Consider the following 26,799-nt stretch of genomic DNA (forward strand, 5'->3'; position numbering starts at 1 on the left):
GGGGCGACATGTGCATCCGAAGGGGGAACATAAGAAGAATGAATCAACCAACCGACTAATGAACCAATGAACTCCTGAACAATGTGGAGAAAACTTTCTCACTAAACTAGCACCAAAGGATACTATGACCGCTATGCCAAAAAATTTATACCAATTATCAGGTATAGAAACGTCCAAAGAGTGTAGCAAAGTTTGTCCTCGAAATCAAGTATCAATTTTTTTGGCTAGGGTCATTTAACCCTTGCATCTCCCGCCCGTCCCGATGCAATCGGAGACTCATCGAGGATTCACGGCTACGCCGGAACCGATCCATCGGGGAGGGATCGCCGAATCCTGACACTTCTTATCCTGTTAATCCTGATTCAGACAAGAATCTGTACAATCCGCTCAATCCACGATTCAGACAATACAGATACGATTGCCCTAACCCAATCACTTTTTCGCTTGATTGGAGGTATCAATCTTGATAAAATAGCGCAAGTTGCCACAAAGGAGTAAGCATACTCCGTTCCGATGAATCGGGCTTCAAAAACAATATGCCGTAACCCCTGCAAACTATCAGATTAGGAAACCCTCTTTATGTTTAAGCGTCATTTAGCTCTCAATTCGATTGAGATTTGTAAGCATCAGCATCGCATCGCCCTTATCGTTCTATTGATATTCATCGTTGGTTCTCAAAACATATCCGCCCAACAACAGATAGCCCTTGACACCTACGCTATCTTTCAACAGAGCTGCCTGATCTGCCATGGACCTGATGGCGCTTATAAAGAAACACTCTTAGGGCCTTATGCTAGTTCCTAAGGAGCTGGAAAAGCCAACGCTTTCATCTGTAAAAACGCCTCTTTTTTGGTTAGCTGATTCAGATAAATGCTAAGTGTATGAGCGGTGAGTTTAGCATATAACCGCGTGCATAATCCCCAGAACGTATGTGCATGATTCTTCTTTATATGAAATTGTTCAGTCAATTGCCCATTAACGGTTTCCACTATCTGCCTAACTTGGTTAATCCACCGCTTTGTTTGTCTGGAGATTTGTTGTTTCTGGTTTCGACGGGGGACGGTTATTAACTCGATACCGTTGACTTGGGTTAATTGTTCTTTGATTTCAGTGCTGATATAGGCTTTATCCCCTATCACTTGCTTATCGTAGTGTCCACAGAGCAATTCATTGCCAACCGCTAAATCGGTTTCAGAAGCGGGCGCCAGTGCAAAATCAACAATCACTCCCCTTGCGGTGACTAACAGATGCAGTTTATAGCCGAAGATGGTCTGTTTGGTTGATTCGACTCGACCATAATTGGCACCATAGCATGACCAATCATTTGATGACGAAGGGACAAGATGAAACTGCATGACTGGAATCGGCAAACTATCAATAACACATAACTTCTGTTCAGTGCCTTCAATGTCTGACAAGAGCATCTGCCGAATCTGATTGATGATTTTCCCCAAGTTGCGTCTGCGCCGGTTGAATCGGGACTGAGGGAACAGAGTCGGGTGTTGGCTAAAGTCGGATAGCAGTTGGGTTTCGATGTCCCACCCCTTACATTCGGCAACCAATATCATAGTGATTAACTTGCTATCGCTACAATCGGGACAGGGCCCGGGGCGTCGGAGTGAGGGTGCAAGTTTTATAACAATGTCATCAACAATGACATAAGTCCATAGACACAGGTCATCAAAATCGGTTATCATAGCGGTATCCTCCAGTTTTAGATGGGTTGTCAACTCCATCTATAGTAACAGACTGGAGGACTTTTTAACTCCCCTTTTTTTAGTTTCCATAAAAAGAGGGGAGTTAACTAGCATAAAGCCCCAATAACTCCAACCTACGCGGAGTTTCCAAAGTCCCCCTGAGAACCAGAGACGACGAGGAGGTGAGAGGACGAGTTTTTACACACTTCTCCGGATTTTCGGGATCCTCGGCATTGCCGGGACTCGCTTCGTCACACACTCGCGCCCTCACATACCCGCTTCCTCGCTTCCACCTGATTAGGGGGGTGCTGTGCATTGGGAGTATCTCATTAATGCTAAGATCCACTATAAATGACCCGACAAGTAAGGCAAATTTGCTTGTCTCACTTTAGCCGTGTGGTATAATAACCCAAGTTGATAATTATGTGCGACGCGATAAAATTGACCCCTATACCCGTAGGGCGGGCATCTTGCCCGACCTACAAAGCCCCAGAGGGGCGATATATGTATAGCACAATCAAATTATAATATGCAACGGAAACGCACAAATATTGTTTGTACGATCGGTCCCGCTAGCAGCTCACCAGAAATGTTACGCTCACTGATTGAGTCAGGGATGAATGTCGCAAGAATCTCATTCTCGCACGGCTCACACGCCGATCATGCGCAAACCATCGCCCATCTGAAAGCAGTATCCAAGCAGCTTGGCGTGAGAATACCAATTTTGCAAGATCTATCGGGACCAAAGATGCGAATCGGCAAATTCTCGGACGAGCCAATTGAGTTATTCCCAAATACAAAGTTCACCCTCACAACACGGGAAATCATTGGCGATCTCAATACCGTATCGATCAGCTACCCCGCATTAGTTGCGGACGTTAAATCGGGGAATCACATTTTATTGGCGGATGGAGAGATTGAGTTGTGCGTGATTTCGACCACAAGTACGGACATCATCTGCGAAGTCATCGCTGGTGGGATGCTCCGTTCAAACAAGGGGATCAGTGTTCCCGATATCTCACTACAAACTCCCATTCCAACCCCAAAAGATGTCGAGGATCTGCGCTTTGGAATTGATCACGGAGTTGATTGGGTCGCCCAATCCTTTATTAGAAATGCCGTAGACCTACAGAACCTCAGATCGATCCTCGAACAACACGATTCTGATATACCGATCATCGCCAAACTGGAAAAACGTGAGGCATTGGATGACTTAGATAAAATCTTCACTGAAGCAGACGGTGTGATGGTCGCTAGAGGGGATTTGGGGTTAGAGGTCCCCCTTCCAGAAGTACCGCTTATCCAAAAAGAGATTATTAAATGGGCAAACATTGTGGGTAAGCCAGTCATCACTGCAACCCAGATGCTTGAATCAATGATTGTCAATCCACGTCCCACACGAGCAGAGGTCACAGACATCGCTAACGCAATTCTCGATGGCACGGATGCTTTAATGCTTTCCGGAGAGACCGCGATTGGCAAATACCCTTCCGACGCGGTCCGAACAATGGCTCAAGTTGCCACGACAACTGAAACTACCATTGACTACGTGGAATATTTCAAACGCCAGCCAATCACCCTTGAAGAGAGTGTGCCGGACGCCATTGCGCACGCTGCCTGCCACACCTCTATAGAAATCGGTGCGAAAGCCATTATCTGCTGTACACGATCAGGTCAAACTGCGAGGTTGGTGGCAAAGTATCGCCCACCCGCACCCATTGCAGTTGTCAGTCCTTATGAATCTACACTCCGGCGTGCAGGGCTCTTTTGGGGAGCATTCCCCATCTCAATTGAATTCGCGCCTGACACAGACACGATGATTACAAGTGCGAAGCAAGCTGTATTAAAATCGGGGCTTGCGCACGTGGGAGATCAGGTGGTCATTATCGCGGGGATACCGGCGGACGTGCCGGGAACGACGAACATGATTAAAGCAGATATCCTCTAGGATGACTCACTCTGACGAAAGGACAACACCCGTTTGCAAAAAGTACCACTCAGACAATACGTTTCACTACTCGTCCACTACCTCAAACCCCTATGGTTTCGGGTGACGCTGCTTGCGGTTTCCATGTTTGGTGGGATTAGCTTAGGTCTGCTCAATCCCCAAATTCTTCGTTACTTCATCGACACGGCAAAGGCAGGTGGCGCACTCCGAAATCTGATTATTGCGGGTGGGTTATTTCTTGCAATTGGTATCTTTGGGCAAATCATCATGCTGATTAGTTCCTATTTGGGTCAGGATGTAGGTTGGCGGGTAACCAATCGGATGCGAGAGGATTTGGCGTTTCACTGCCTGAATCTTGACATGTCGTTCCATCACCAGTATACCCCTGGAGAGATGGTCGAACGCGTGGACGGTGACACAACAGCACTCTCAAACTTCTTTTCGGAATTTGTACTACAGGTCATCGGCAACACATTCCTACTAATTGGCGTCCTCATCGTGCTTTTCCGAGAGGATTGGCGAGTTGGGGTTGTGCTAACAGCGTTTGTAATTATTGCGTTTGTCGTCTGCAATCTCATACGAAGTATCGCCGTTCCAGCGTATACCGCCGAGCGAGAGGGATATGCCAAACTGTATGGCTTCATCGAAGAACGACTGATCGGGATTGAAGATATTCGGACCAACGGCGGAAACGCTTATACAATGGATCGGTTTTACGATGTTAATAGCGATGCTCATAGACGGGTACTGAAAGCGCAGATTATGGGCGAGATTGTGCAAGCAACCACGAGGATTATGTTTGCCATAGGCCTTGCGATTTCAATGGGTATGAGTATCTATATCTTTCGAGAGGGAACGTTTACCATTGGCACAGTTACCATGGTCATCTATTATACTGCCATGTTCCGACAGCCCCTTGACCAGATCGGCCGCCAACTTAACGATCTTCAGAAGGCGGCAGCGGGTTTAAAGCGAATCGAAGCCTTGCACCGTACTACCGCTCACATTCAAGATGGAACGGAAACATTTCCCACCTCAGGTGCAATCTCAATCGAATTTGATGAGGTGACATTCAACTACAATGAAGGCGAACCGGTTCTAAAAAAGATCTCCTTTAACCTAGCGCCGGGCAAAGTCCTCGGTCTGCTCGGACGGACAGGCAGCGGAAAAACAACTATGACTCGCTTACTGTTTCGGTTCTATGAGCCAAATATGGGCGAAATCCGCCTGGATGGCATGCCGATAATGAAGTTACAGCGAGACAACTTACGTCAAAATGTGGGGTTAGTTACACAAGATGTCCAGCTATTTTATGCATCTGTCCGGGACAACATCACGCTTTTCAACTCTGAAATCACTGACTCGCAGATTCTGGCAGTCATCGAAGATCTCGGGTTGTCAGAATGGTATGCGTCGTTGTCAGACGGGCTTGATACCGTAATCACTGCTGGAGGGCTTTCCGCTGGAGAGGCGCAGCTGCTCGCATTTGCGCGGGTATTTCTCAAAGATCCGGGAATCATTATCCTTGACGAACCTTCGTCTCGACTGGATCCAGCAACCGAACAACAGATTGATCGCGCAGTTCAGAAGCTGCTCCATAACCGGACAGGAATTATCATCGCCCATCGTCTTGGCACTGTTGAACGAGTCAATGAAATAATGATCTTGGAAGATGGTGCAGTCCAAGAACACGGGGAGCGAGAATATCTTGTCGGAGACCCAAATTCGCGATTCTCACAACTCCTCAAAACAGGGCTGGAAGAGGTAATCGTGTGATAGTTCCTTCGGCAAATCGCAGGGACTTTCTCTTATTGCCTCCCTCAGTTGACTCATGAAGCGAGCAGAATGTATAATTAACGTATCTTAGCAAGTTGCTAGTAGCAGATATATCGTTTTGGACCTCCCGACAAATCGGGATTCCTCCGGTCAGATCGGAGTCTCCCGCGAAGCGAGAATCCACGATGTATCGGGACACGAGAATCGGGATCGGCACGGAATCGATTCTATTACGCATTACGTTTCACGTTTTACGCCTCACGGATAACAGATATGACAACCGAATTTAACCTCCCCGAACTCGGAGAAGACATTGACGCCGGCGATGTCGTTGCCCTGCTGGTGTCTGTCGGTGACACAATCGAAGTTGATCAGCCGGTGTTGGAGATTGAAACGGATAAAGCTGCTATCGAAATACCTTCTTCCATCAGCGGCACCATCACGGCGATTCATGTGGAGGAAGGTGGAATCGTGGAGGTCGGAAAGCCGATTCTCACGGTTGACACGGAGGGAATGGGCGAAGGAAAGATCGAATCTCCAGAGACGCCACAGAAAACTGCTCCCGCACCCGAGGTCGTGTCACCCCCAACTACTAGAGCGGAAAAACGGGAGGAAACACCGGCTATACCGTCAGTCGAAACGCAACGGATCACTGAAACTGACGAGCCACTACTAGATTTCTCAAAATGGGGTGAAATTGAGCGAGTTGCATTGGGAGGGATACGCCGTGCTACTGCGAAGCATATGGCGACTGCGTGGGGGACGATCCCACATGTCACAAATTTCGATAAGGCGGATATCACAGAATTAGAAAAACTCCGCAAACAGCACACCTCAAAGGTTGAGGCTGTAGGTGGTAAACTCACAATCACGGCAATACTCCTCAAAATTGCTGCAGGTGCGTTGAAGCAATTCCCGCAGTTCTGCGCAAGCGTGGATATGGAGAGAGCAGAAATTATCTACAAGCGATACTATCACATCGGTGTAGCTGTCGATACATCGCAAGGGCTTCTAGTACCCGTTATCCGCAATGTCGATCAGAAAAACATTACCGAATTAGCGATTGAGTTGAATCAGGCAGCGGAGAAGGCAAGAAATAGGAAACTCGGTTTGGAAGATATGCAGGGTGGAACCTTCACGATAAGCAACCTTGGCAATATCGGTGGGACAAACTTTGCCCCGATAATCAACTACCCCGAAGTTGCCATTCTCGGTGTTTCCCGCAGTCAGATTGAACCGGTATTTATCAATGACCAATTTCAGCCGCGTCTGATGTTGCCGCTTGCCCTTTCCTACGACCACCGCTTGATTGATGGTGCCGATGCAGCCCGTTTTTTGCGTCGGTTGATTGACGTGTTGGAAAATCCTTTCTTACTCGCACTCGAAGGATAAACGAAACGTCTAAACTGAAGAAAAGAAGGTAATTCCCTCAGAAGACGCTGCTAAGGATATTTTATGGAAGATTACGATATTGATGAATTGATTGAACAGTTGGAATATGACGAGGATCGAGAAGCGACGATTGCAGCCTTGGTTGAGATTGGTGAATCTGCGGTGCCTGACCTGATAGCGGCGTTAGAAAACGTGATTTGGGATGTGTGCGATGGTGCAGCTGACGCCTTAGCACAGATTGGAGAACCCGCCGTTCCTGCTTTGATAGATACGTTTGCCCATGAATTCAGACATGTTGCGCTCAACGCATCCGACGCCGTTGCTCGAATTGGAGAACCTGCGGTTTCGGCTTTAGCTGAAGCATTAAATGACACCTATGACCCCGTACGCGAATATGCTGTCCGTGCGTTGAGCACAATTGGAAATTCTACCCATGCAGTTGTGCCTGCATTAATTCAGGCACTCGGTGACGATGAAATAGAGATTCGGACCTACGCTGCGGTTGGACTGGCAAATGTCGGTGAAGCTGCGAGCGACGCTGTGCCAGCTTTGATAGCCACCTCGACTGATGAGTCCGATCGGGTTCGTCAACATGTCGCTTTTGCACTGTCAGAGATTGGAACACCTGAAGCAGAAAAAGCGTTAAGCGAACTGTAAAATTAGAATTGTTGCTTATTGAAAAAAACATCTTCTCTCAACGAAGACACGGGCTGTCGCTAGTTATATAGAATTCATTTGAAAAATAAGGTAGGATGTGGTATGCTTAATATGGTTTTTTGCTGTCCAGACCTTATCAATCTTGCTGACAAGACCCCATCCTTTAGGTTGGGGCTGTAGTCAGCCAAAGCGCGTTAATAGACAAAAAGTGTTGAAATAGTAGGTGAAATATAGTATAATTGTTTTGTCTTTCGTGGGAAGGGTAAACGCCACTGCTCAGTGGTGCTTCCCACCCCCTGACCGGTCATGAAAGACATAAAAATAATCCATAATGAAAACCTACAGGTTCAAGTTGTATTCTAATCACGGTAATGGTGAATTGCACAAGACGATAGACGGACACGCTCACGTCTGGAATCATTGCGTTGCCCTTCAGCGACGGTACTATGCCATCTATGGTAAGTATATTAGCAAGTTTAGATTGATAAACCATATCTCTAAACTGAAACGCTTGCCTCGGTTTGCTTATTGGAATCAATTGCCAAGCCAATCCATACAAGATGTCGCCTCCCGTATTGACAAGGGCTACCGGTCAATGTTTGAAGCAAGATCCAATGGTAAGAAATGGGGGCGTCCTCGTTTCAAGTCGCGTGGCAAGTATAAGTCATTCACACTGCTTCAAGCCGGTTGGAAACTCCGGCCGGGCAATCGCATCAAAATAGGAAAGTGTATCTACTCCTATTTCAAGTCCCGTGATGTGTTAGGCACCCCAAAACGCTGTACCATTAAACGGGACGCTATCGGTGATGTCTATATCTGTATCTTAACAGACTATGAGGCACCAGTCCTCAATCGGCTCATGACGGGTAAAATCGCAGGGTTCGATTTTGGTCTAAAGCGTTTTCTCACTGGGTCAAATGGATATGACATAAAATCACCCGAGTTTTTCAAACGCAGTCTCAACGCTATCAAACGGGCGAATCGAAACCATTCCCGAAAACAGAAAGGTTCAAACAACCGGGCAAGGGCAAGGCTTGATTTAGCCCGCAAGCACCGTAAGGTTGAACGCCAACGGGAAAATTTCCATTGGAAATTAGCACATGAACTCACTGATGAACACGACGAAATCTGTCTTGAGGATTTGAATCTCAAAGGTATGAAGTCGCTTTGGGGACGTAAAGTCAGCGACCTCGGCTTTGCCGATTTCGTTAAGAAATTGGTGTATATTGCCCCCAAAAAGGGTGTCAAAATCACTTTCACTGATAAATGGTATCCTTCCAGTAAAACTTGCTCAGTTTGTGGTACTGTCAATCAAACGTTGAACTTGCGTGATAGAACTTGGCGTTGCAACGATTGTGGCGCAGTCCATGACCGAGACCGTAACGCTGCAATTAACATCTTTCGGGTTGGGGCGTCAACCCATGAAGGAGAGGACATAAGCCCCGGTTCGCCGGGCAATCCTTGTTGATAGCACAATTCGACAGCCTATCGGATGGGGACAGATAAGAATCCCTACCCTTTAGGCTGTGGGAGTACGTCAATCAACCATAAAAACTTGTATCCGCTTAAATAGTTAACCAATTTTTGAACATGCACGCCTGATTTTGGTATAGTCAAAAGCAAATGACTCCTCCCTCACGCATGTAGGGGGACTTTGGCTTTGTTACTCTGCGACTTTCAGATAGATGGAAACCCTACGATAGAAAGGATATAAAATGGGAAATTACGATTTTGCCATTGGTATGGGTGGGGCACCCGGCCAAGGTATTGAGAGTAGTGGACCGTTACTGTTGAGGATTTGCGCGCGTCGTGGCGTTTATGCGTTCACTTACAGTGCCTATCAATCCCTCATCCGTGGCGGCCACACCTTTTTAACCATGCGACTCAGTTCTGAACCCGTTGCAAACCATGGTGATAAGATCGACTTGGTCATCGCGTTGAACCAAGACGCAATGGATAAGCACCTTCAGAACATCGTCTCCGGTGGCGCAATTCTTTACAACAGCGATAACACGAAGCCCGGAGCGGATGTTCCAGAGAACGTTCAGTTATGCCCACTCTCCTTTAAGGAACTGTCCAACAATAGCCGAAACCGGATCATGTTGAATACTTTGTTACTCGGTGCCGCGCTTAACATGATTGGAGCAGGCTTGGAACAGTTGGAAAATATTTTAACGATTCAGTTTCAGCGAAAAGGTCAGGCAGTTGTTGACGAAAACGTCGGCATCGCCAGAGCAGGATACGACCATGCTACCGAACATTTCACACCGTTCCCCACATCACTACCCATACAAGACAAGCCGCTCGCAGTGACGACTGGCAATGAGGTGATGGCAATGGGCGGAGCGGCAGCCGGCGTCAAATTCTATTGCGCCTATCCGATGAGCCCTTCGACCGGTGTGCTGCACTGGATGGCTGAAAACGCACGTGATTTGGATATCATGGTACGGCAGGTTGAAGACGAAATCGGTGTTGCAAATATGGCAATCGGTGCCGCTCATTCAGGGTGTCGCGCTATGTGTGCAACCTCCGGCGGCGGTTTCGCACTGATGACCGAAGCTATTGGCAGTGCCGGGATGATGGAAATTCCGGTGGTTATTATTAATGTCCAACGCGGTGGACCTTCAACCGGGCTACCGACCAAGACCGAGCAAGGCGACCTATGGCAGGTGCTGGGCGCCAGCCAAGGCGACTTCCCGAAGATTATTGCCGCACCGACCAGTATCATGGATGGTTTCGATGTGATTCCAGAGCTCTTCAATTTGGTTGATAAATATCAGTGTCCGGGGATGGTGATTTCCGACCTCACACTCTCTATGGGATACACGAATATCGATCCAGCCCTTATCAAGTGGGATCAGGAGATCGACCGTGGCGAGATCATCACTGAAAGCAACGATACAGACGAAAAGTACCTGCGTTACAAGATTACCGACAGCGGAATCTCCCCGCGAGCGTTGCCCGGAACGCCGGGGCATGTTTACGTTGCTGCCACTGATGAACATGACGAGGATGGTGGACTGATTAGCGATGAGTTCACGAACCCACACATACGCCGAGACATTATGGAAAAACGGCAGCGTAAGATGGATGGTATCGTTGCTGAGTTACCGCCTCCCTCCGTTGAGGGACCTGAAGACGCAGCACTCACCCTGATCGGTTGGGGATCTACGAAGAGTGTCATTGGGGAAGCTGCCAGTCTGTTGAGAGCTGAAGGGTACAGCGTCAACCATATCCACTTCAAATGGCTTTACCCAATGGACGAAGAGAAGGTCAATGAGATCCTCTCGGAATGTAAGCAGTCAATTATCGTCGAGTGTAACTACACGGGTCAATTTGCACGCTTCCTGCGTGGCGAAACCGGTTTCAAGACTGATGGCCATATTCGCAAATATGATGGTGAGCCATTCATGCCGCACCACATTGTTGATGGTGCTAAAGAGATTGAGGCGGGTAAGACCGAGTTGTATATTCCGTATCAAGAAATTGTAGTTTAAGGAGGAATAAGATGGCAAACGATGGAAAGCCCATAAAAGCGGCTCCAACAGCGAAGGATTTTAAGGGAAGCGTTTCCCCAGATTGGTGTCCCGGTTGCGGTGATTTTGGCGTATTAAGATCCCTTGAGATGGCATGCGCCAAGACCGGACGCCAGCCGCACGAGTTCATCACGATCAGCGGAATTGGCTGCTCGTCTAACCTGCCCGGATTTTTCAACACCTATGGGATGCACACCCTTCACGGTCGATCTCTTGCCGTGGCAACAGGCGTGAAACTCGCCAGCCACGATATGAAAGTAATCGTCACCGGAGGCGACGGCGATGGCTTTGGTATTGGCGGAAACCACTTCATGCATACCATGCGCCGCAACATCGATCTCCTGTATATCGTGATGGACAACCAGATATACGGATTGACGATTGGTCAAGCTTCACCCACAAGCCGAATGGGTATGAAGACCAAAAGTACGCCGTTTGGCAGTGTCGAACAACCCATCAACCCGCTCGCGTTGGCGATCGTTTCAGGTGCCACCTACGTCGCCAGAGGGTTTAGCGGTGACACGAAGCATCTCACCGAACTGCTGTACAGGGGTATGGAACACAACGGGTTTGCGTTCGTGGATGTCTTCAGTCCCTGTATCACCTTCAATAAGGATAACACCTTCGCTTACTTCAAGCAGCATGTGCGGAAACTCGAAGAGGAAGAGCATGATCCGACGAATACGCAAGCAGCCCTTGAGCAAGCCATGATTTGGGGGGATGAGATTCCCATTGGCTTGTTTTATGAGGACACAAGTCGTCCCGCGCTCGAAGACCTCGAACCGGTCTTACAGGAAGGTGCTCTCGGCAGAAAAACGGATCTCGCCATTACAAAAGAACAAGGCGAATCAATCGTCAAACGGATGATGTAAACCAGTCCGCGAAGCACTCAACTTGACACAATCTATATCAGTTATAACCGAAAATCAGCCTGAAATTGTTAATTTTATTTCAGGCTGTTTTTCTTTCTGTTCATGGGACTTTTTGCAGCCAATGGGTTGTTCCGAGTCCCATGATGTAACCAATTTCCCGTCTGCTGCGTTTCCTTTTTGCTTGACAAATCCCTTTGAAAAATGGTAGTTTAATTTATTAGCACTCTCAAAGGCAGAGTGCTAATAACTCTGCGAATTGAGGCGATCCCGTTGATAACTCCTACGCTGGACTCTCGAAAACATACCGTTTTGGAAGCAATTGTCGATTGCTATAACCGGACAGCAGAACCCGTCAGTTCACAGAAAATTGTGCGGGACTACGATATGGGGTTAAGTGCGGCGACGCTGCGGAATACGATGGCAGATCTCGAGGAACTTGGCTATCTGACGAGCAAGGTTATCGCGTCTACGTCGACAGCCTGATGACCGATCAGAAGTTGAGTCAAAAGGAGAAACAGTTTATCCGAGACGGATACGCCTCATCTCGTCGCGATTTTGAAGAGGTTATGGAACAAACCTCCAAGATTTTGTCCGCAATTTCCCATTATATCGGCGTCGTCTTGAGCCCAGAGCTGCACGAGAGTATTCTACGTCGCCTTGAACTTATCTCGATTGATAGCGAACATATACTTGCCGTTTTATTGATGGCCTCTGGAGCGGTCAAAAATCAGGTCGTTTCCATTCCTAAAGATCTGCCCGATGCGGAACTCTACCGGATAAACAGGATATTAAATGAAAAGTTAGCAGGGCTGCCGTTGAAGCAGATACGACAGATTTCACAAGACCCTGTGAAATTGAAAGCGGTTTTCGATCAACACCCGTCCGACCCAATAGCAACTGTTACACGAAATACTTTTGCGCTAGAACAGGAGTCTCATGTTTACATCGATGGCACCTCCAATTTCTTTAGCCATCCTGAGTTTGGAGAAATTCAGAAAATTGAATCGCTATTTCGGGTCTTGGAACAAAAGGAGCAGATCGCCGACCTGTTGTCTTCTCAACAAGAACCCCTCGGAATTCAGGTGCTTATTGGCAGCGAAAACGGCTGTGAAGGCATGGAGATGTGCAGTGTCGTCAGATCAAGCTACCGGGTGCACGAGAATCAGTTTGGGACAATAGGTGTTATTGGACCGACCCGGATGGCGTATCCACGCATCGTATCGATTGTCAAATTTACTTCCCAGATGATTAGTGAACTGTTTGAAGAATCACTTTAGTATCGGCAAAATATAGGAGCTATTTTGTAGCTATTCCTTAGAAAGGTTATACGCATGCCAGAAGAAAAAAACACAGATGTCGAGGAACAAGAAATAGAAACGCAAACAGCCCATTCGGAGGAATCAGAGGTTTCTGAGGCAGAAGAGTCCGGCGCAGAGGCTGAATCGGGGGATTCGCCTGAAGCAGAAGCACTTGCCAATCTCACGGCCGAATATGAGGCATACAAGGCTGAGTCCGAGAAACAACACGATCAGACGCTCCGTACAATCGCGGAGCTCGATAATTCAAGAAAACGGACTGAACGCGAAAAAGAGGAATCCTTAAAATACGCACTTGAAAGCTTCGCAAAAGAGCTGATTCCAACAATAGACAGTATCGAAAGAGCAATCCAGTCGACAAAAGAATCCCAAGATGTCGCCGCTCTCGTTGAAGGAGTTGAGATGATTTACAAGGGGCTTCTCAGCACCCTTGAAAAGCGCGGTGTAACTCCGATTGAAGCCGTCAACGAACCGTTCGATCCCATGCAACATGAAGCGGTGATGCACGTTGAATCAGAAAGTGTCCCCGAAAATGTAGTCATTGAAGAGTGGCAGAAAGGATATATGTTACGTAATCGCGTGATTCGCCCATCGATGGTTTCGGTCTCTAAGGGAAAAGGCGAACAGGTTGCGGAAAGTGATGTCCCGAACCTCGAGGAGGAAGAAGCGAATGAGTAAAGTAATCGGCATAGACCTCGGTACAACGAATTCGTGTGTGGCAGTTTTAGAAAGCGGAGAACCGAAGGTCATCGAAAATGCTGAAGGTAATCGCACCACCCCTTCTGTCGTCGCCTTTACGAAAGAGGGAGAGCGGATTGTTGGACAGGTTGCGAAACGGCAAGCAGTAACAAACCCCCAGAACACCGTATCTTCGGTCAAACGTTTCATGGGGAGACGCTATAATGAGGTTAGCGAAGAGATGCAGCGGGTGCCCTATGCCGTAATTGAGGGAAGCGGTAGCGAAGCGAGAGTCAAGATTGACGATCGTGAGCACGCACCACCTGAGATTTCTGGGATCGTTTTGCGTAAAATGAAGGAGACGGCGGAAGCGTATCTCGGTGAAACGGTGACGCAAGCCGTCATCACGGTTCCCGCATATTTTAATGATGCACAACGCCAAGCTACCAAAGACGCTGGACAAATCGCGGGACTTGAAGTACTGAGAATTATTAACGAACCGACAGCCGCCTCTCTCGCTTACGGGTTAGACAAAAAAACCGACCAGAAAATTGCCGTTTACGATTTAGGCGGAGGCACCTTTGACATCTCGATCCTTGAGATTGGTGAAGGTATTTTCGAGGTCAAAAGCACCAATGGGGATACGCATTTAGGCGGTGATGACTTCGATGAGAAAATTGTCGATTGGTTAGCCGAAGAATTCCTCAGCGAGAACGGTATAGATTTGCGTCAGGACCCAATGTCGCTCCAACGTCTTAGGGAAGCAGCAGAAAAAGCGAAGTGTGAACTATCAACGGCACTACAATCAGAAATTAATCTGCCTTTTATTACCGCAGACGCAAGTGGGCCCAAGCATCTTAATCTAACGCTCACGCGTGCGAAACTAGAGCAACTTACCGCAGACCTCGTTGATCGGGCAATTGAGCCGTGTCGCCAAGCCCTTGCTGATGCCGAGTTGCACGCATCGGACATCGATGAAATTGTACTGGTCGGTGGTCAGACGCGAATGCCAAAGGTACAGGAAGTCGTCCAGCAGTTTTTCGGTAAGGAGCCACACAAAGGGGTCAACCCCGATGAAGTCGTCGCCATTGGGGCAGCAATCCAAGGCGGTGTTCTATCCGGCGATGAGGGAGTCAAGGATGTGCTACTGCTTGATGTTACACCCCTTTCTCTCGGCATCGAAACACTGGGCGGTGTCTTCACGCGCCTGATCGAACGAAACACCACCATCCCGACCAAGAAAAGTCAGACCTTTTCAACGGCGTCAGATAACCAAGAAGCTGTGAGCATACATGTGCTGCAGGGCGAGCGTGATATGGCAGTCTACAATCGTACACTTGGTCGATTTGATCTGATAGGTATTCCCACCGCACCGCGCGGGGTACCACAGATTGACGTGACGTTTGATATTGATGCCAATGGCATTGTGCATGTTTCTGCGAAAGATCTTGGGACAGGGAAAGAGCAGAAAATTCGGATCGAATCCTCAAGCGGCCTATCCGACGAGGAGATCGATCAGATGGTTACAGACGCCGAAGAACACGCAGAAGAAGATTCGCAAAGAAAAGAGGAAGCCGAGGCTCGTAACAGTGCCGACTCGTTAATCTATAGCACGGAAAAATCTCTCAACGAATATAGGGATAAGATCTCTGAAGAAGATCTCAACGAAGTCCAAAGTGCAATCGAGAAATTAAGGGAAGCATTGAACGGGAATGACATCGAAACCATTAAGACGGAAACCGATGCGTTAACGCAGGCAAGTCATAAATTAGCAGAAGTAATGTATGCCCAAGCAGCAGCCGAATCCGGGGCAACAGCGGAAGCAGAAGCTAGGACCGCAGGAACAGAAACATCGGACGACAATGTTGTTGACGCTGAAGCGGAAGTTGTTGACCAAAACACGGACGATAAGACAGAGAAAAAATAGTGGGGGGGATCCATGGTGCAAAAACGCGACTATTATGAAGTACTCAATGTCAGTCAAAACGCAGGCGAAGATGAGATCAAGAAAGCCTATCGTAAGCTCGCTATTAAATACCACCCTGATAAGAATCCTGATAATAAAGAAGCCGAAGAAAAATTCAAAGAGGCAACCGAAGCGTACGAGGTATTGCGCGACTCCGAGAAACGTAGCCGCTATGACCGGTTTGGTCATGCAGGACTAGAAGGAATGATGGGGGCAGGTGGAGTTGACTTCGGTAATTTTGAGGATATCGTCGGGGACATTTTCGGTGACTTTGGAGATCTCTTCGGATTTGGCGGCTCTAGCCGCAGGCAGGGCGGGCCCAAACGTGGCAGAAGTCTACAATATGATTTGGAAATCTCCTTAGAAGATGTTATGCTCGGAAAAACCATGACCATTGATGTTCCGCGCTTGGAGACTTGTCAAACCTGTCACGGCACCGGTGCCGAAGCCGGATCCAAACCGGAGACCTGTCCAGAGTGTTTTGGGCGTGGGCAAGTCACACGGACACAAGGCTTTTTCAGTATGTCGCGCACCTGTCCACGCTGTCAAGGTGAAGGCAGAGTGATTCCGAAACCTTGTAACGAATGTCGCGGTCAGGGACTTGTTCGGCAGGTTCGTGAAATCAAGGTTCGCATCCCCAAGGGGGTTGACACCGGCGCTAAGATTCAGATGCGGGGTGAAGGCGAAGCAGGAGTCAACGGAGGACCGCCCGGCGACCTCTTTGTTATCATCCACGTAGCTCCCCACGACCTCTTTGTGCGAGAAAATAATGATCTGGTAACGAAAGTAACGATCTCATTCCCACAAGCTGCACTCGGCACCACGCTTGAAATCCCCACAATTGATGACACTATCAAACTCACGATTCCCAGTGGCACACAGTACGGTGCGAGGTTACGCATTCCCAACAAGGGAGTTCCCTACTACAACCACTACGGATCTGGGGATCTCATTGTTCAGATCCAAGTCGAAACCCCAACGAACCTGACAGAGCGGGAGAAGGAGCTCTTGGAAACATTTTTACAGGTTCGCGGTGAAGGCGAAGAACATTCAGGCTTTTTCGATAAACTTGGTGACAAATTTTTCCACCGCCATGATGACCACAACGAAGACAAAGATGAGTGAACGATAAAGGTCAACGGTTCTGTGTGGCTAGTGCAGTCGCAGCAGCGAACTCCCTGATCAAAGAGCTATGAAATGGGCTCAAGTAACAATCACAACTTCTCAAGAAGCGTCGGAGGCTGTTGCAAACTATCTCTTTGAACGCGATGCAACGGGCGTCGAGATAAGAGACAACCCCGCCCCAAATTCTCCCTCTGTCACACTAATCTCCTACTTCCCAACGGACGACCTCATTGATGAGCGCGTCCATGATCTGCGTGAATTTCTCGCCAACTTAATTCAGGCGGGGATTGATACGCAGCCTGCAAAGGTCACACTAGAGTCCATTGAGGAAGATAATTGGTCAGAGCAGTGGAGATCAGCTTTCCCACCTCAAAAGATCGGAAAGCGCTTAGTCATTGCACCAACATGGGAGGATATTGTGACCGAACCATCTGAGGTCTTAATCCGATTAGATCCGGGTATGGCATTCGGCACAGGACAACATCCCACAACACAACTGGCGTTGGAACTATTGGAGATCTCCATTAAAGGTGCTGATGCTGTCGCCGATATTGGCACTGGTTCTGGCATCTTGGCGATTGCAGCCGCCAAACTAGGCGCTAAGCGGGTTGATGCCGTTGATTTGGATGCGACAATAATTCCTATTGCCCGAAACAACATTCAACTCAACAAAGTGGAATCAGTCATCCGTTTACATCAGGGCAACGGGCTGAACGCGCTTGAAAGACAAAAATATCCGCTTATTGTTGCCAATATCCTGACGAAAGTTCTCCTGCCGATGATTCCTATATGTCCGAAATTCCTTGAACCAGCGGGGCGGTTGATACTGTCAGGGATTCTGGCGCAGGAAGCGTCACAGATCGAAGCGCAGTTGGAGACAAACGGCTTCCGAGTGCTTGAGATCCGTGGACTGACAGAAAGTCATGAGTTGATACAAATCGGGGAAAATTGGGTTGGAATTTTAGCACAAATGAAAAAGTGAGAAAACGCGATAATTCACTGTCCCGTTTTCCGGTTTTCCCGTCTTCCCGCTTTCGGGGTTCCCTTGTGTCTTTGCGCCATTGCGACTTTGCGTTAAATTCCGCCCGTTTTCTCGTCATCTCGTTCTCTCGTCTTCCACCCTCTACTGGATGTAGTCAGACGGAATACCGATTTTCCCAACCGATTCACCGCTGGCAACCATCGGATGTACTGGGCGCGACCAAAAAATGCCACTTTCAGGAGCCCGGATAGTCTCTCGCAAATGACCAAAGACATCGCAGATTTCTGCAATCGGCTGATACGCTTCAACCTGATCATACAGGTCCGCTTGGTAGTACACAAAACCACCTTGGTCACTACAAAGTGACACAAACTTGTTGATGATGACCTGCCGTTGGGGCAGCTTCGGTTCACCATCAATAAAGTTGTAGTATTTAAGGAGGTTCAGCACCCCCTGCACCCCCTTTGCAATGCTAGCAGCGTCCCAACCGTGACACCCACCTAACTCCGGATCAATCGTTGGAATACCAATCTCAGGTGCCGCTTGAGCGAGTTGACCCTTCGGTCCCTTCTGATCAAAGATGTAACCTATCCCAAATATACGAGCTAGCTCAAGACAGGCCGCATGTTGCGGGTGTTTTGGGTCAACGCGTACTCGAACCTCATTGATCATCGGGTGGACTCCACCTTGATGCAGATCAACGCAGTAATCGGCTTGGCGGACAGCCGTATGAAAGAGCTTATAAGCAATTCGTTCACTGGAGGTGCCATCGGGGCGTCCCGGAAAGCACCGATTCATCTTCATATTATCAACGGGACTGTGGGCTTGTCTGGCGTGAAAAGCGTGGAAATTCACAATTGGAACAGCAATAATCTGACCTCGTAGATTATCGGGGCGAATTTGACGTAAAATCTCATGAATGACGGCGATTCCGTTGAGTTCGTCCCCATCGCTCGCTGCTTGTAGGTAGAGCGTTTTTCCACCCTGGGCACCATTCATTAAAACAATCGGCAATCGGAAGGGCGTACCATCCTGCATATTCCCTGCCTTTAGATGCCCTTCGACACTTTGCCCCGGTTCCGCTATCAGCGAGCCGACAACAAGTTTGGCTCGGTTCATGTCCACCTGTGCGTTTCCCTTCTCCACGTTCAGCGGTATTTTAACACCTCCCATCGGTGATTGACAATAGGAAAAATACCTCCACGCTTCATACCACACCGTTACAAAATGCATCGTGTTGCAAAATGCAACACATCAAGCCTAAAGTCAGTGCTGATGCGCTGCAGCCCACCTTTTTCTCCAAATAATCTCCCTTGACTGTCACATTTTGTAACGATTCAAATATTCCATTCGGGCCCACGCTCTCTCCTTGAAGATCCAATCATAACAAGGGTTCAAGCCCGTTTATGCGTCTCGGTGCGAAGTTGGCACAGTTTATGCGTAATAGTCGCCCTGTATCGCTATGGTGGAGACAATTTTACTCCACTCCATCATTTTATGTTGGGGAAAACTCAACACAAAGGCTGAAAACAGCCGGGAGAAGTAACAATGAATCAACCAGTGACCCAAACACGACCCATAGATTACATCCACACTGTCCAAGAAGCCTTGAAGTACCGTAAGGACGATGTTTCATACACCTATCTGATGGGGGCGTCCGGTGAAGCTTTCCGTTTCTTTTACAACCGCACTGACCCTGAAGCGGGGATGAATACCTTTTTCCACAACCCACTGCGCGCAACTTGCAGGGCGCTCGGTTATAGCTTCGAAGTCTCATACGATGACACCTATGAGGCTGCGTCAGAACGGCTCCAAGAAAATACGCGTGCAGGAAAGCCGACATTACTGCCGTTCGACGACTCCTGTCCGTTCCTGACCCGGGACGATGGACCAAAAACCCTTATCTGCCAGAACGGTTCCCGGTATCAGATCAAAACCGCAGAACTCCACAAAGAATGGCATCCGAGCGGTGGATTTCTTGAACTGGGTCCCCACGGCTACTACCAATTTGTGATCGGCGAGCGTGAGCGCGAACCCAAGGGTCGCGACGCAGCCCTAGGAACCCTGCGTGTCGCGAGAAAAATGGCAGAGACTCGCCGAAAGATTCACGGTTGTGCAATCGGTCTCGCAGCCTATGACGAACTGATTGCTCACTTGAGCGGTCTGCTGAGTCGAATTATGAAGTGGAGCGGACAACCGCTGACACAATTCATTGAAGCACGAACCGCAGCTGCGGACTATCTGCAGATAATCAGGGAACACCTTGAAGATGAGGAAGTAGAGCATCTCGATGATGCAATCGCTGAATACCAGAAGGTTGTAGGATTGCTCAAAGCTGTTCAACGGTTACTACCTTCACTTGAAGAGCGCGAAGATGCGCCGACGGATGACAAAACGAAAGTCCGACTCGGTTTGGGATTATCCCGAATGCACTTCTGGATGCACCCGAATCGAGAGGCACAGACCCCGGAAGAAGCGATGAGTCACTTCAAGCCGAAATGTCGCGCAGCGATCAAAGTGCTCCAAAAAACCGTCGTAGCGGAGACAAAGGCAACCAGAAAGATTCGGGACGTGCTTCAAACTAGCGAAAAGACGAAGATGTAAGTGGTGATTGAATTGTAGGACCATGGAGGTCCGCGATGAAACAGTTTTTCAGATTATTTGCATACGCGAAGCCTTATATACCCAAACTGATTCTGGGTTTTTTCTTGGTCGTGCTTGTCGGGCAATCGCCCCTATTCATGCCGCTTGTTCAGAAGTTCGTCATTGATGACATTTTGATGCCCGCTAACAAGCCACTCGCAAGCGTCAATTTGATGTTTCGGGATGATTTAGACAATCAGGTAAGGCTTTCTAACAGGCTAAGGCAGGAGTTTGAGGCAGCAGGGATTTCACTCTCCTCAAGCACTGTCGTTTCAATTGAAAAGCCGGGAGAAAAATGGAAGCTCAACGACACCGAAACGGATCAGAAATACCGTATCAATCAGAAGGTGTTTCGGCTTGACTCAGATTTCCAGAAGAAGCAGTATTTAGAAAAACTTGAGGGTGTGACCGATTTAGCGGAACTGCAAAGGATGCCGGATCCTTTGCGTAAGGAGTTCGATGCAGCCTCCAAAAAGTTGCATAAAGTGTTTAGGGATCGGGACATTCTGCTATCTTCAAAGGCAATTGTCTCAGTTGAAGAGGCAGGCAGCCGTTGGCTCGTCATTGATAGGGCAAACGAAAAGCAGCATACGATCTGGAAAGAAAACGGTAAGCTGTACGTCGCCGACGGTGAAATCAAGGTTTATGTCGCAACGCTTGCACACACCTTGATAGGGCGTGAATTCCATTACACCCTGGTCGATTGGTTGATTGTTATCCTTTTTGTTATTGTTATCTACTATGCGATTTTCGGTGTCCTGTCCTACCTCTGCACCTACGTGATGACATGGGTCAGTCAGCGTATCCTATTTGACTTGAGAAATAAGGTGTTCTCTCACCTACAGTCGCTGTCGATGCAATTCTATGAATCCCAAGGGACGGGACAGATCATCTCACGGGTCAGGGAGGATGTCGCTTCGCTGCGGAATCTCGCCACCGAAACAACGATTCGAATCGTAACCGATGCGGTCACTTTCATCCTTATGCTTGGCCTCATGCTGTACTGGAATTGGAAGTTGACCCTCTTCTCACTGCTGATCTTCCCGCTAATCATCGGGAACTATCACATCTTCATTCAACGGCTGCGTCCGATGTGGCGTCAATGGCGGCACAAGTGGGCGGACATTGCAACGGGGATGTACGAAGCGGTCGCGGGGGCAAAGGTCGTCAAGGCATTTCATCGGGAACGTTACCATGAGCGACAGCTGTTCCATAATATGCGCGAGACCCTTGAATCAAGAATCAAAATCATGGCAACCCAAACAGCGATGGGGCGAGTTGCACTCTTCTTCCGGTCAATCGGCAGGTCTGCGGTCCTCTGTTATGGAGGCTACTTGGTCATTCAGGGCGACTTTACCATCGGGGCAATGCTCGCTTTCTACCAGTTTATGGAACGCCTCCAAGAGCCAATCATGAACCTGATTCGGGTCAACACACAGATTCAAGAGGCGATGATCTCGGCTGAACGCGTCTTCGGTCTGCTCGATTCGGAGCCGACCGTTGAAGAATCGCCCGACGCGATAAACCTTACCAACATTCGCGGCCATGTCAAGTTTGAAGATGTCTCCTTCCATTATGAACCAGAGAACCCGGTACTGCACAATATCAACCTTGAAGCCAAGCCGGGGATGATGGTGGCGTTGGTTGGACCATCGGGATGTGGAAAAACTACCATTGCGAACTTAATCTCCAGATTTTACGATCCAGTGGAGGGGAATATCTTCGTGGATGAGCATAACCTCCGCGACGTTTCGATTAAGTCGCTGCGAAATCAGATGGGAATTGTGTTGCAGGATAATTTCTTGTTCGCGGGTTCAGTTGCCGAGAACATACGATTTGGCAAGCTCGGCGCCACGGACGAAGAAGTGGTGCAAGCCGCCCTCGCCGCTAACGCACATCAGTTCATTGTCGATCAGTTGCCAGAGGGATATGAGACAGAGGTTGGGGAACGCGGAATGCGTCTCTCTGGCGGGCAGAAACAGCGCATCGCCATTGCACGCACCATTTTACGAGACCCGCGCATCCTGATTCTGGACGAGGCGACCTCCAACTTGGATACGGAATCTGAATCACAGATTCAAGAGGCACTAGATCGGTTGATGCAGTCCAGAACCTCATTCGTCATCGCACACCGACTTTCAACCATCCTGAATGCGGATATGATTATTGCGCTGAAAGAGGGCAGGATTGTTGAGGTGGGCACCCATGAGCAGTTGTTAGATGCGGATGGGATGTACGCAGATATGTATCGTAAACAGTTCAAAAAAACAGATTCGATTGACGATTCTTCTTGGTAAGCAAGATAGGAGATAGTAGTGATAACAATGTGGATAAATGTTCAACGAAAACAATGGATGAGCTTGGCGATCTTAATAATAACGGTATGTTTAGGGTCGTCAGTTTTTGCTGATAGTCAAAGTTCCGGTCGTGTTATCAAAGCCAAATGGCTCGATACGCCGCCTATTATTGACGGAGCGCTCTGTGATGGTGTCTGGGAGGAAGCTGAGATCGCGGACAATTTTTACCGCGTGGAAGGTGCACACGGCGTCCCTGCAGAATTGGGCACCAAGGCGATGGTACTGTATGATGAAAGTACGCTTTATGTCGGCGTACGTTGCGACGAACCCAATATGGAGGCTTTGCGCGAGACGCAAACGCGCCGCGATGCCCCCATCTGGCGGGATGATACGGTTCAGGTGTTGCTGGATACCTATCATGATCAGCGCAACTGCTATGTGCTGGCGGTCAATACACTGGGAACCCAGATGGACGCGAAAATCAGCAACGAAAGCAACTTTGACCAAGCGTGGGATGCGAACTGGGAGGCAAAGGTCCAAAAGAATGGAAACCATTGGCGAACTCCGTTTTGATCCCGAAGCAACGACATGGGGCATCAACTTTGCGCGACCCCATCCGATGGAAGGGACCCGTTATACGTGGGCGGATACAGGAGACGATTTTAGTCGAGTTTCGGAGTTCGGCAAGTTGGAGAACCTCGAATTCAGCAGAGTGAATGCAGATCGAAAGATCGATATTCTGCCCTACGTCACCCAACGCTCGGTGGAAGGCGAGTCGCTCGATATGAATGCCGGCTTAGACATTGCCATCCCGTTCTCGACGAACATCACCACAAATCTGACTGTTAACCCAGACTTCTCACAACTGGAAAGCGACTCAACGCGCATCAGCGTCTCAAGCGATCGGGAAATGTATCTACCGGAACGGCGTCCGTTTTTCCGAGAAGGGTCGGAACTGTTTGAAATGCCACTTGACCTATTTTACAGCCGCCGGGTTCAGGATATCGATTACGGTGTGAAATCAACAGGAAAAGTTGGGGACTACAATTTTGCCTTCATCGATACCTACGGAACGATGGTCGACCGCTACGACGATGACCAGAAGAAGCAGGCGAACCTCTTCGCTACGCGAATTAGCCGAAATGTTGGTGAGCGCACCGTAATTGGCGCGATGGGATTGCAGAAGCATCAGGAAGACCGAGATGTGACACTGGTTTCGTTAGATGGTCGATTCGCTCTCAACCGCGACGTGACTGCTCGGGGTCAATATGTGACGGATCTGATCCACGGTGAGATGCACTCAGCGTTCCACGCGTCCATGGACTGGGATCATGAGAGCGGTTGGGGTGCCCAAGCACGCGTCGAAGATATGCCAGAGGGTTTTCGCCCCAACGAGATGGGGTTAGAAGATGAGGCATTCCGCAAGACATTTGGCCGCTTGCGATACAAACATCAATTCGACAAAGACAACCTCGTCCGCGGATACTACGTAAGTGGTTACCACCTCTATAAACTCAACGGACAGCATCTGTTGTGGGACCGGCGTATCGGGTTGTCCGGCGGGGTTGATATCGGTAGATTTGATCTGTATACCTTTGCTGGCAGCGGAACGCGACGCGAGGATGGAGCACTTTACGACAGACAATATATCGGCACAAATATCAGCTACCGTCCCAAATGGGGACGCCTATCACTTTATAACCGCTTCGGTCCCCGTCAAAACAAATATAGCCGGTACACGCGAGTCTCTGCCAACGTCAATCTTTTCGGCAAACTCAGTTTTGGCGTGAACGGGAGCAATTTCTTCTGGCGTGAAAATCGCAATACACTCATCGTCGGCGTGAACACCAACTACCAATTCACCCGACGGATGGGATGGCGAATCTTCGTGGAACGGGTGGATGAGCGCATGTCTCACGAGGTCAAGTACAACTTCAATTCCGTCTTTGATTACCGCTTCACTCCAGAGAGCCGCCTCTTCCTCGTATTCGCCGACAGCACTAACGGCGAGCGGGCGGTGCTTACCAAGATGTCCTACCTCTTTGAGTCAGGTTTTCTGTTCTGAGGAACTTCAAGGCATTTCTCGATCCCAATCTTGCCTGAATAGTCATCAAATCGAGGATTCAACCGTGCTTACCCCCGTTAAACAACTCAACTACGCAATCATTCTCTGTGACGACTTAGAGACTATGAAAGCGTTCTACCGCGATCTGTTCCCCTTTCCGGTGGTCTCTGAGTCTGAGACAGGCTTGACATTCCGTGCAGGCGATGTGCTGCTTTCGCTGCGCAAGCGCACCCGATATTATGACGGGAACGGTGTTCGTCCAGATCTACCCGGTGTGCAGCTCGCTTTTCTAGTATCACCGCCCGAAGTGGATCTGTGCTACAATCAACTCGTCGCCAAAGACGTGAAAATCCTTGAGCCACCTACCGACCAGCCGAGGGGACACCGAACGGTGTACTTTGCCGATCCTGAAGGAAATATGCTCGAAGTCTATGCCGAGATTTGATGTTTTAACCAATTTGACCTAGCTGTCTTGTAGGTCAGATTTTCCAAAATCGACATTTGTCTAATAAAGACTCATCAATCCTTCAGCCCCGTCGATAGGCTTACGCTCAAACTCCTCACTAATCCAACGGGCTGCAGAGGGTCTACCCGGGTTACGGTAGGCATAAACCACCGTCCATCGTGTATCGCTATTGGGTTGTCTCGGACTGACAGCGTGCGCCGCGTGTGTCCACATCAGTGCCACCGTGCCGTCAGGAACGGACAGGTCTTCTATCTCCAACGGCTCACCGGTAAGCGGGTGCTTTTTGTCCGCCATCCATCCGGATTGCAGTTCCTCATCCGTCTGGAAATGAATCTTCGGGTCCCGATACAGATGACTCCCCGGCACAGCCTTTAACCCACCGTCATCCACATCAAACCCATTCACGTAAAAGAAGATACGTATGAATCCTAAACTGGGATCGTCGTCCGAGTATTCGTGACTATGCCAACGAGTCCCTTGATTACCACCCGGTCGGTTAAGCGTCACACAGTGGTCGTAGCGGAGGTCCTCCCCAAGTACCTGTCGGGCGAGCGTGAGCATCTGCGGATGACCAATCAAGCTCTCCAAGAAGCCATCGTATTCTGCAGCAAACCGATTCGGCTCATGTCCCTCGGTCGCATTTGGAACCAGCGATTGGATGTACGATAGCGATTCGGTCAACCGTTCACACGCCTGCGGCGTCACCGACCCGGTCCATCTCTGCCCTCTGCTCCTCACCAAATTTGTATGATTCAAAAATAGGAAAACGTTCCATCAGAAATCCTCTCTTCCTTGGCTCATGTTAAGAAATAGTGCAACAGAAACCGAGTTTTTTCGGCAAAACCCGGTTTCTTTTTGTGCTTTACACCTTTTTTAACGTGAACCTCTCCCCTTTTATGGTGAAGTCTGTAAATAAGTAGGCATTCGCCAATAACTCTGACCTTCGCGAAGTATCCAAAGTCCCCCTGATAAGGGGGATTTAGGGGGTTGACTGTGCATCGAAGGTGTATAAGTAATTATAGAATTCACCATAATATATCTAATCCCAATCCAACAATCTCGCCAGATTCTCCCCTTTCACCTTCCGCCGGTCTGCCTCCGTGTATTCCGATAGATGTGCATCTACTATGTCGGGTATGCCGCTGCCCCAGACCATCTGATCCGGTCCAAAGGCTTCGATGACACGACGGGTAAATGAACGTGCACTCAAGTAGAGCGGCGCATCCGTAGCAAAGTGATTGAGACCGGACAGCTTCATATAAACGGCATCGAAATCCGCCAGATCCAACACATGTGCAAACTCTACCGCATCCCCCATGTGCGGCTCCGCCAGATGATCGATTAACACCGTGGACTCCGGGTAGTCGCGCAACATCTCCGCCG

At 48.9% G+C, this 26,799-nt stretch carries 23 protein-coding genes; 19 read left to right on the top strand and 4 right to left on the bottom strand.

Going from position 1 to position 26,799, the window contains the following annotated elements:
• Positions 1 to 579: 579 nt before the first annotated feature.
• Positions 580 to 804: a hypothetical protein gene (locus tag J4G02_11650; GenBank protein ID MCE2395231.1), complete on the top strand. Its 225-nt coding sequence runs from the start codon at positions 580 to 582 to the stop codon at positions 802 to 804.
• Here J4G02_11650 and J4G02_11655 read toward each other — a convergent pair.
• Positions 801 to 1,697, bottom strand: coding sequence for an IS982 family transposase (locus tag J4G02_11655; protein MCE2395232.1), 897 nt, complete (start codon positions 1,695 to 1,697; stop codon positions 801 to 803). The two genes, J4G02_11650 and J4G02_11655, sit on opposite strands and share 4 nt — an antisense overlap.
• Positions 1,698 to 2,226: 529 nt before the next feature.
• On the opposite strand from J4G02_11655, the gene pyk reads away from it, so the two are divergent.
• From pyk to prmA, 13 genes are all read left to right on the top strand, one after another.
• Complete coding sequence (gene pyk / locus J4G02_11660; GenBank protein MCE2395233.1) at positions 2,227 to 3,645, top strand: pyruvate kinase; 1,419 nt, start codon at positions 2,227 to 2,229, stop codon at positions 3,643 to 3,645.
• 33 nt (positions 3,646 to 3,678) lie between these two features.
• Positions 3,679 to 5,421: an ABC transporter ATP-binding protein gene (locus J4G02_11665; protein MCE2395234.1), complete on the top strand. Its 1,743-nt coding sequence runs from the start codon at positions 3,679 to 3,681 to the stop codon at positions 5,419 to 5,421.
• A 273-nt stretch (positions 5,422 to 5,694) separates the two neighbouring features.
• Positions 5,695 to 6,813, top strand: a complete 1,119-nt coding sequence (locus tag J4G02_11670; protein MCE2395235.1) for a 2-oxo acid dehydrogenase subunit E2 — start codon at positions 5,695 to 5,697, stop codon at positions 6,811 to 6,813.
• 63 nt (positions 6,814 to 6,876) lie between these two features.
• On the top strand, positions 6,877 to 7,470 hold the full coding sequence (locus J4G02_11675) for a HEAT repeat domain-containing protein (protein ID MCE2395236.1): 594 nt from the start codon (positions 6,877 to 6,879) through the stop codon (positions 7,468 to 7,470).
• A 331-nt stretch (positions 7,471 to 7,801) separates the two neighbouring features.
• Positions 7,802 to 8,938, top strand: a complete 1,137-nt coding sequence (locus J4G02_11680; protein MCE2395237.1) for a transposase — start codon at positions 7,802 to 7,804, stop codon at positions 8,936 to 8,938.
• A 247-nt stretch (positions 8,939 to 9,185) separates the two neighbouring features.
• The gene (locus tag J4G02_11685; protein MCE2395238.1) at positions 9,186 to 10,967 is read left to right on the top strand and encodes a 2-oxoacid:acceptor oxidoreductase subunit alpha; all 1,782 of its coding nucleotides are present in this window, start codon (positions 9,186 to 9,188) and stop codon (positions 10,965 to 10,967) included.
• Positions 10,968 to 10,978: 11 nt separating this feature from the next.
• On the top strand, positions 10,979 to 11,878 hold the full coding sequence (locus tag J4G02_11690; protein ID MCE2395239.1) for a 2-oxoacid:ferredoxin oxidoreductase subunit beta: 900 nt from the start codon (positions 10,979 to 10,981) through the stop codon (positions 11,876 to 11,878).
• Between the two features lie 270 nt (positions 11,879 to 12,148).
• Complete coding sequence (locus tag J4G02_11695; GenBank protein ID MCE2395240.1) at positions 12,149 to 12,361, top strand: hypothetical protein; 213 nt, start codon at positions 12,149 to 12,151, stop codon at positions 12,359 to 12,361.
• Complete coding sequence (gene hrcA, locus J4G02_11700) at positions 12,361 to 13,155, top strand: heat-inducible transcription repressor HrcA (GenBank protein ID MCE2395241.1); 795 nt, start codon at positions 12,361 to 12,363, stop codon at positions 13,153 to 13,155. Before J4G02_11695 ends, hrcA begins: the two co-directional genes overlap by 1 nt.
• Before the next feature lie 54 nt (positions 13,156 to 13,209).
• Entirely contained in the window at positions 13,210 to 13,872 is a 663-nt protein-coding gene (gene grpE / locus J4G02_11705) for a nucleotide exchange factor GrpE (GenBank protein MCE2395242.1), read from the top strand.
• Entirely contained in the window at positions 13,865 to 15,799 is a 1,935-nt protein-coding gene (gene dnaK / locus J4G02_11710) for a molecular chaperone DnaK (protein MCE2395243.1), read from the top strand. The genes grpE and dnaK overlap by 8 nt, the downstream gene beginning before the upstream one ends.
• Positions 15,800 to 15,814: 15 nt before the next feature.
• Positions 15,815 to 16,963, top strand: a complete 1,149-nt coding sequence (gene dnaJ / locus J4G02_11715) for a molecular chaperone DnaJ (GenBank protein ID MCE2395244.1) — start codon at positions 15,815 to 15,817, stop codon at positions 16,961 to 16,963.
• Between the two features lie 67 nt (positions 16,964 to 17,030).
• The gene (gene prmA, locus J4G02_11720; GenBank protein MCE2395245.1) at positions 17,031 to 17,945 is read left to right on the top strand and encodes a 50S ribosomal protein L11 methyltransferase; all 915 of its coding nucleotides are present in this window, start codon (positions 17,031 to 17,033) and stop codon (positions 17,943 to 17,945) included.
• A 141-nt stretch (positions 17,946 to 18,086) separates the two neighbouring features.
• Here prmA and J4G02_11725 read toward each other — a convergent pair whose 3' ends face one another.
• Entirely contained in the window at positions 18,087 to 19,064 is a 978-nt protein-coding gene (locus tag J4G02_11725) for a succinylglutamate desuccinylase/aspartoacylase family protein (protein ID MCE2395246.1), read from the bottom strand.
• 429 nt (positions 19,065 to 19,493) lie between these two features.
• On the opposite strand from J4G02_11725, the gene J4G02_11730 reads away from it, so the two are divergent.
• The 5 genes from J4G02_11730 to J4G02_11750 all read left to right on the top strand — a co-directional run bounded on the left by J4G02_11730 (position 19,494) and on the right by J4G02_11750 (position 25,395).
• Positions 19,494 to 20,549 carry a hypothetical protein gene (locus J4G02_11730; protein MCE2395247.1) on the top strand — a complete coding sequence of 352 codons (1,056 nt, stop codon included), beginning with the start codon at positions 19,494 to 19,496 and terminating at the stop codon, positions 20,547 to 20,549.
• A gap of 35 nt (positions 20,550 to 20,584) precedes the next feature.
• The gene (locus J4G02_11735; protein ID MCE2395248.1) at positions 20,585 to 22,885 is read left to right on the top strand and encodes an ABC transporter ATP-binding protein; all 2,301 of its coding nucleotides are present in this window, start codon (positions 20,585 to 20,587) and stop codon (positions 22,883 to 22,885) included.
• A 57-nt stretch (positions 22,886 to 22,942) separates the two neighbouring features.
• Positions 22,943 to 23,458, top strand: a complete 516-nt coding sequence (locus tag J4G02_11740; protein ID MCE2395249.1) for a carbohydrate binding family 9 domain-containing protein — start codon at positions 22,943 to 22,945, stop codon at positions 23,456 to 23,458.
• Positions 23,430 to 24,950: a hypothetical protein gene (locus tag J4G02_11745; protein MCE2395250.1), complete on the top strand. Its 1,521-nt coding sequence runs from the start codon at positions 23,430 to 23,432 to the stop codon at positions 24,948 to 24,950. Before J4G02_11740 ends, J4G02_11745 begins: the two co-directional genes overlap by 29 nt.
• Before the next feature lie 64 nt (positions 24,951 to 25,014).
• On the top strand, positions 25,015 to 25,395 hold the full coding sequence (locus J4G02_11750) for a VOC family protein (protein MCE2395251.1): 381 nt from the start codon (positions 25,015 to 25,017) through the stop codon (positions 25,393 to 25,395).
• Positions 25,396 to 25,455: 60 nt separating this feature from the next.
• Here J4G02_11750 and J4G02_11755 read toward each other — a convergent pair whose 3' ends face one another.
• Both J4G02_11755 and J4G02_11760 read right to left on the bottom strand, forming a co-directional pair.
• Complete coding sequence (locus tag J4G02_11755; protein MCE2395252.1) at positions 25,456 to 26,172, bottom strand: phytanoyl-CoA dioxygenase family protein; 717 nt, start codon at positions 26,170 to 26,172, stop codon at positions 25,456 to 25,458.
• Between the two features lie 283 nt (positions 26,173 to 26,455).
• Positions 26,456 to 26,799 (bottom strand): amidohydrolase family protein (locus J4G02_11760; GenBank protein ID MCE2395253.1); only part of this gene is annotated, 344 nt, incomplete at its 5' end.

This window comes from Candidatus Poribacteria bacterium, from assembly GCA_021295755.1.
Classification (GTDB): domain Bacteria; phylum Poribacteria; class WGA-4E; order WGA-4E; family PCPOR2b; genus PCPOR2b.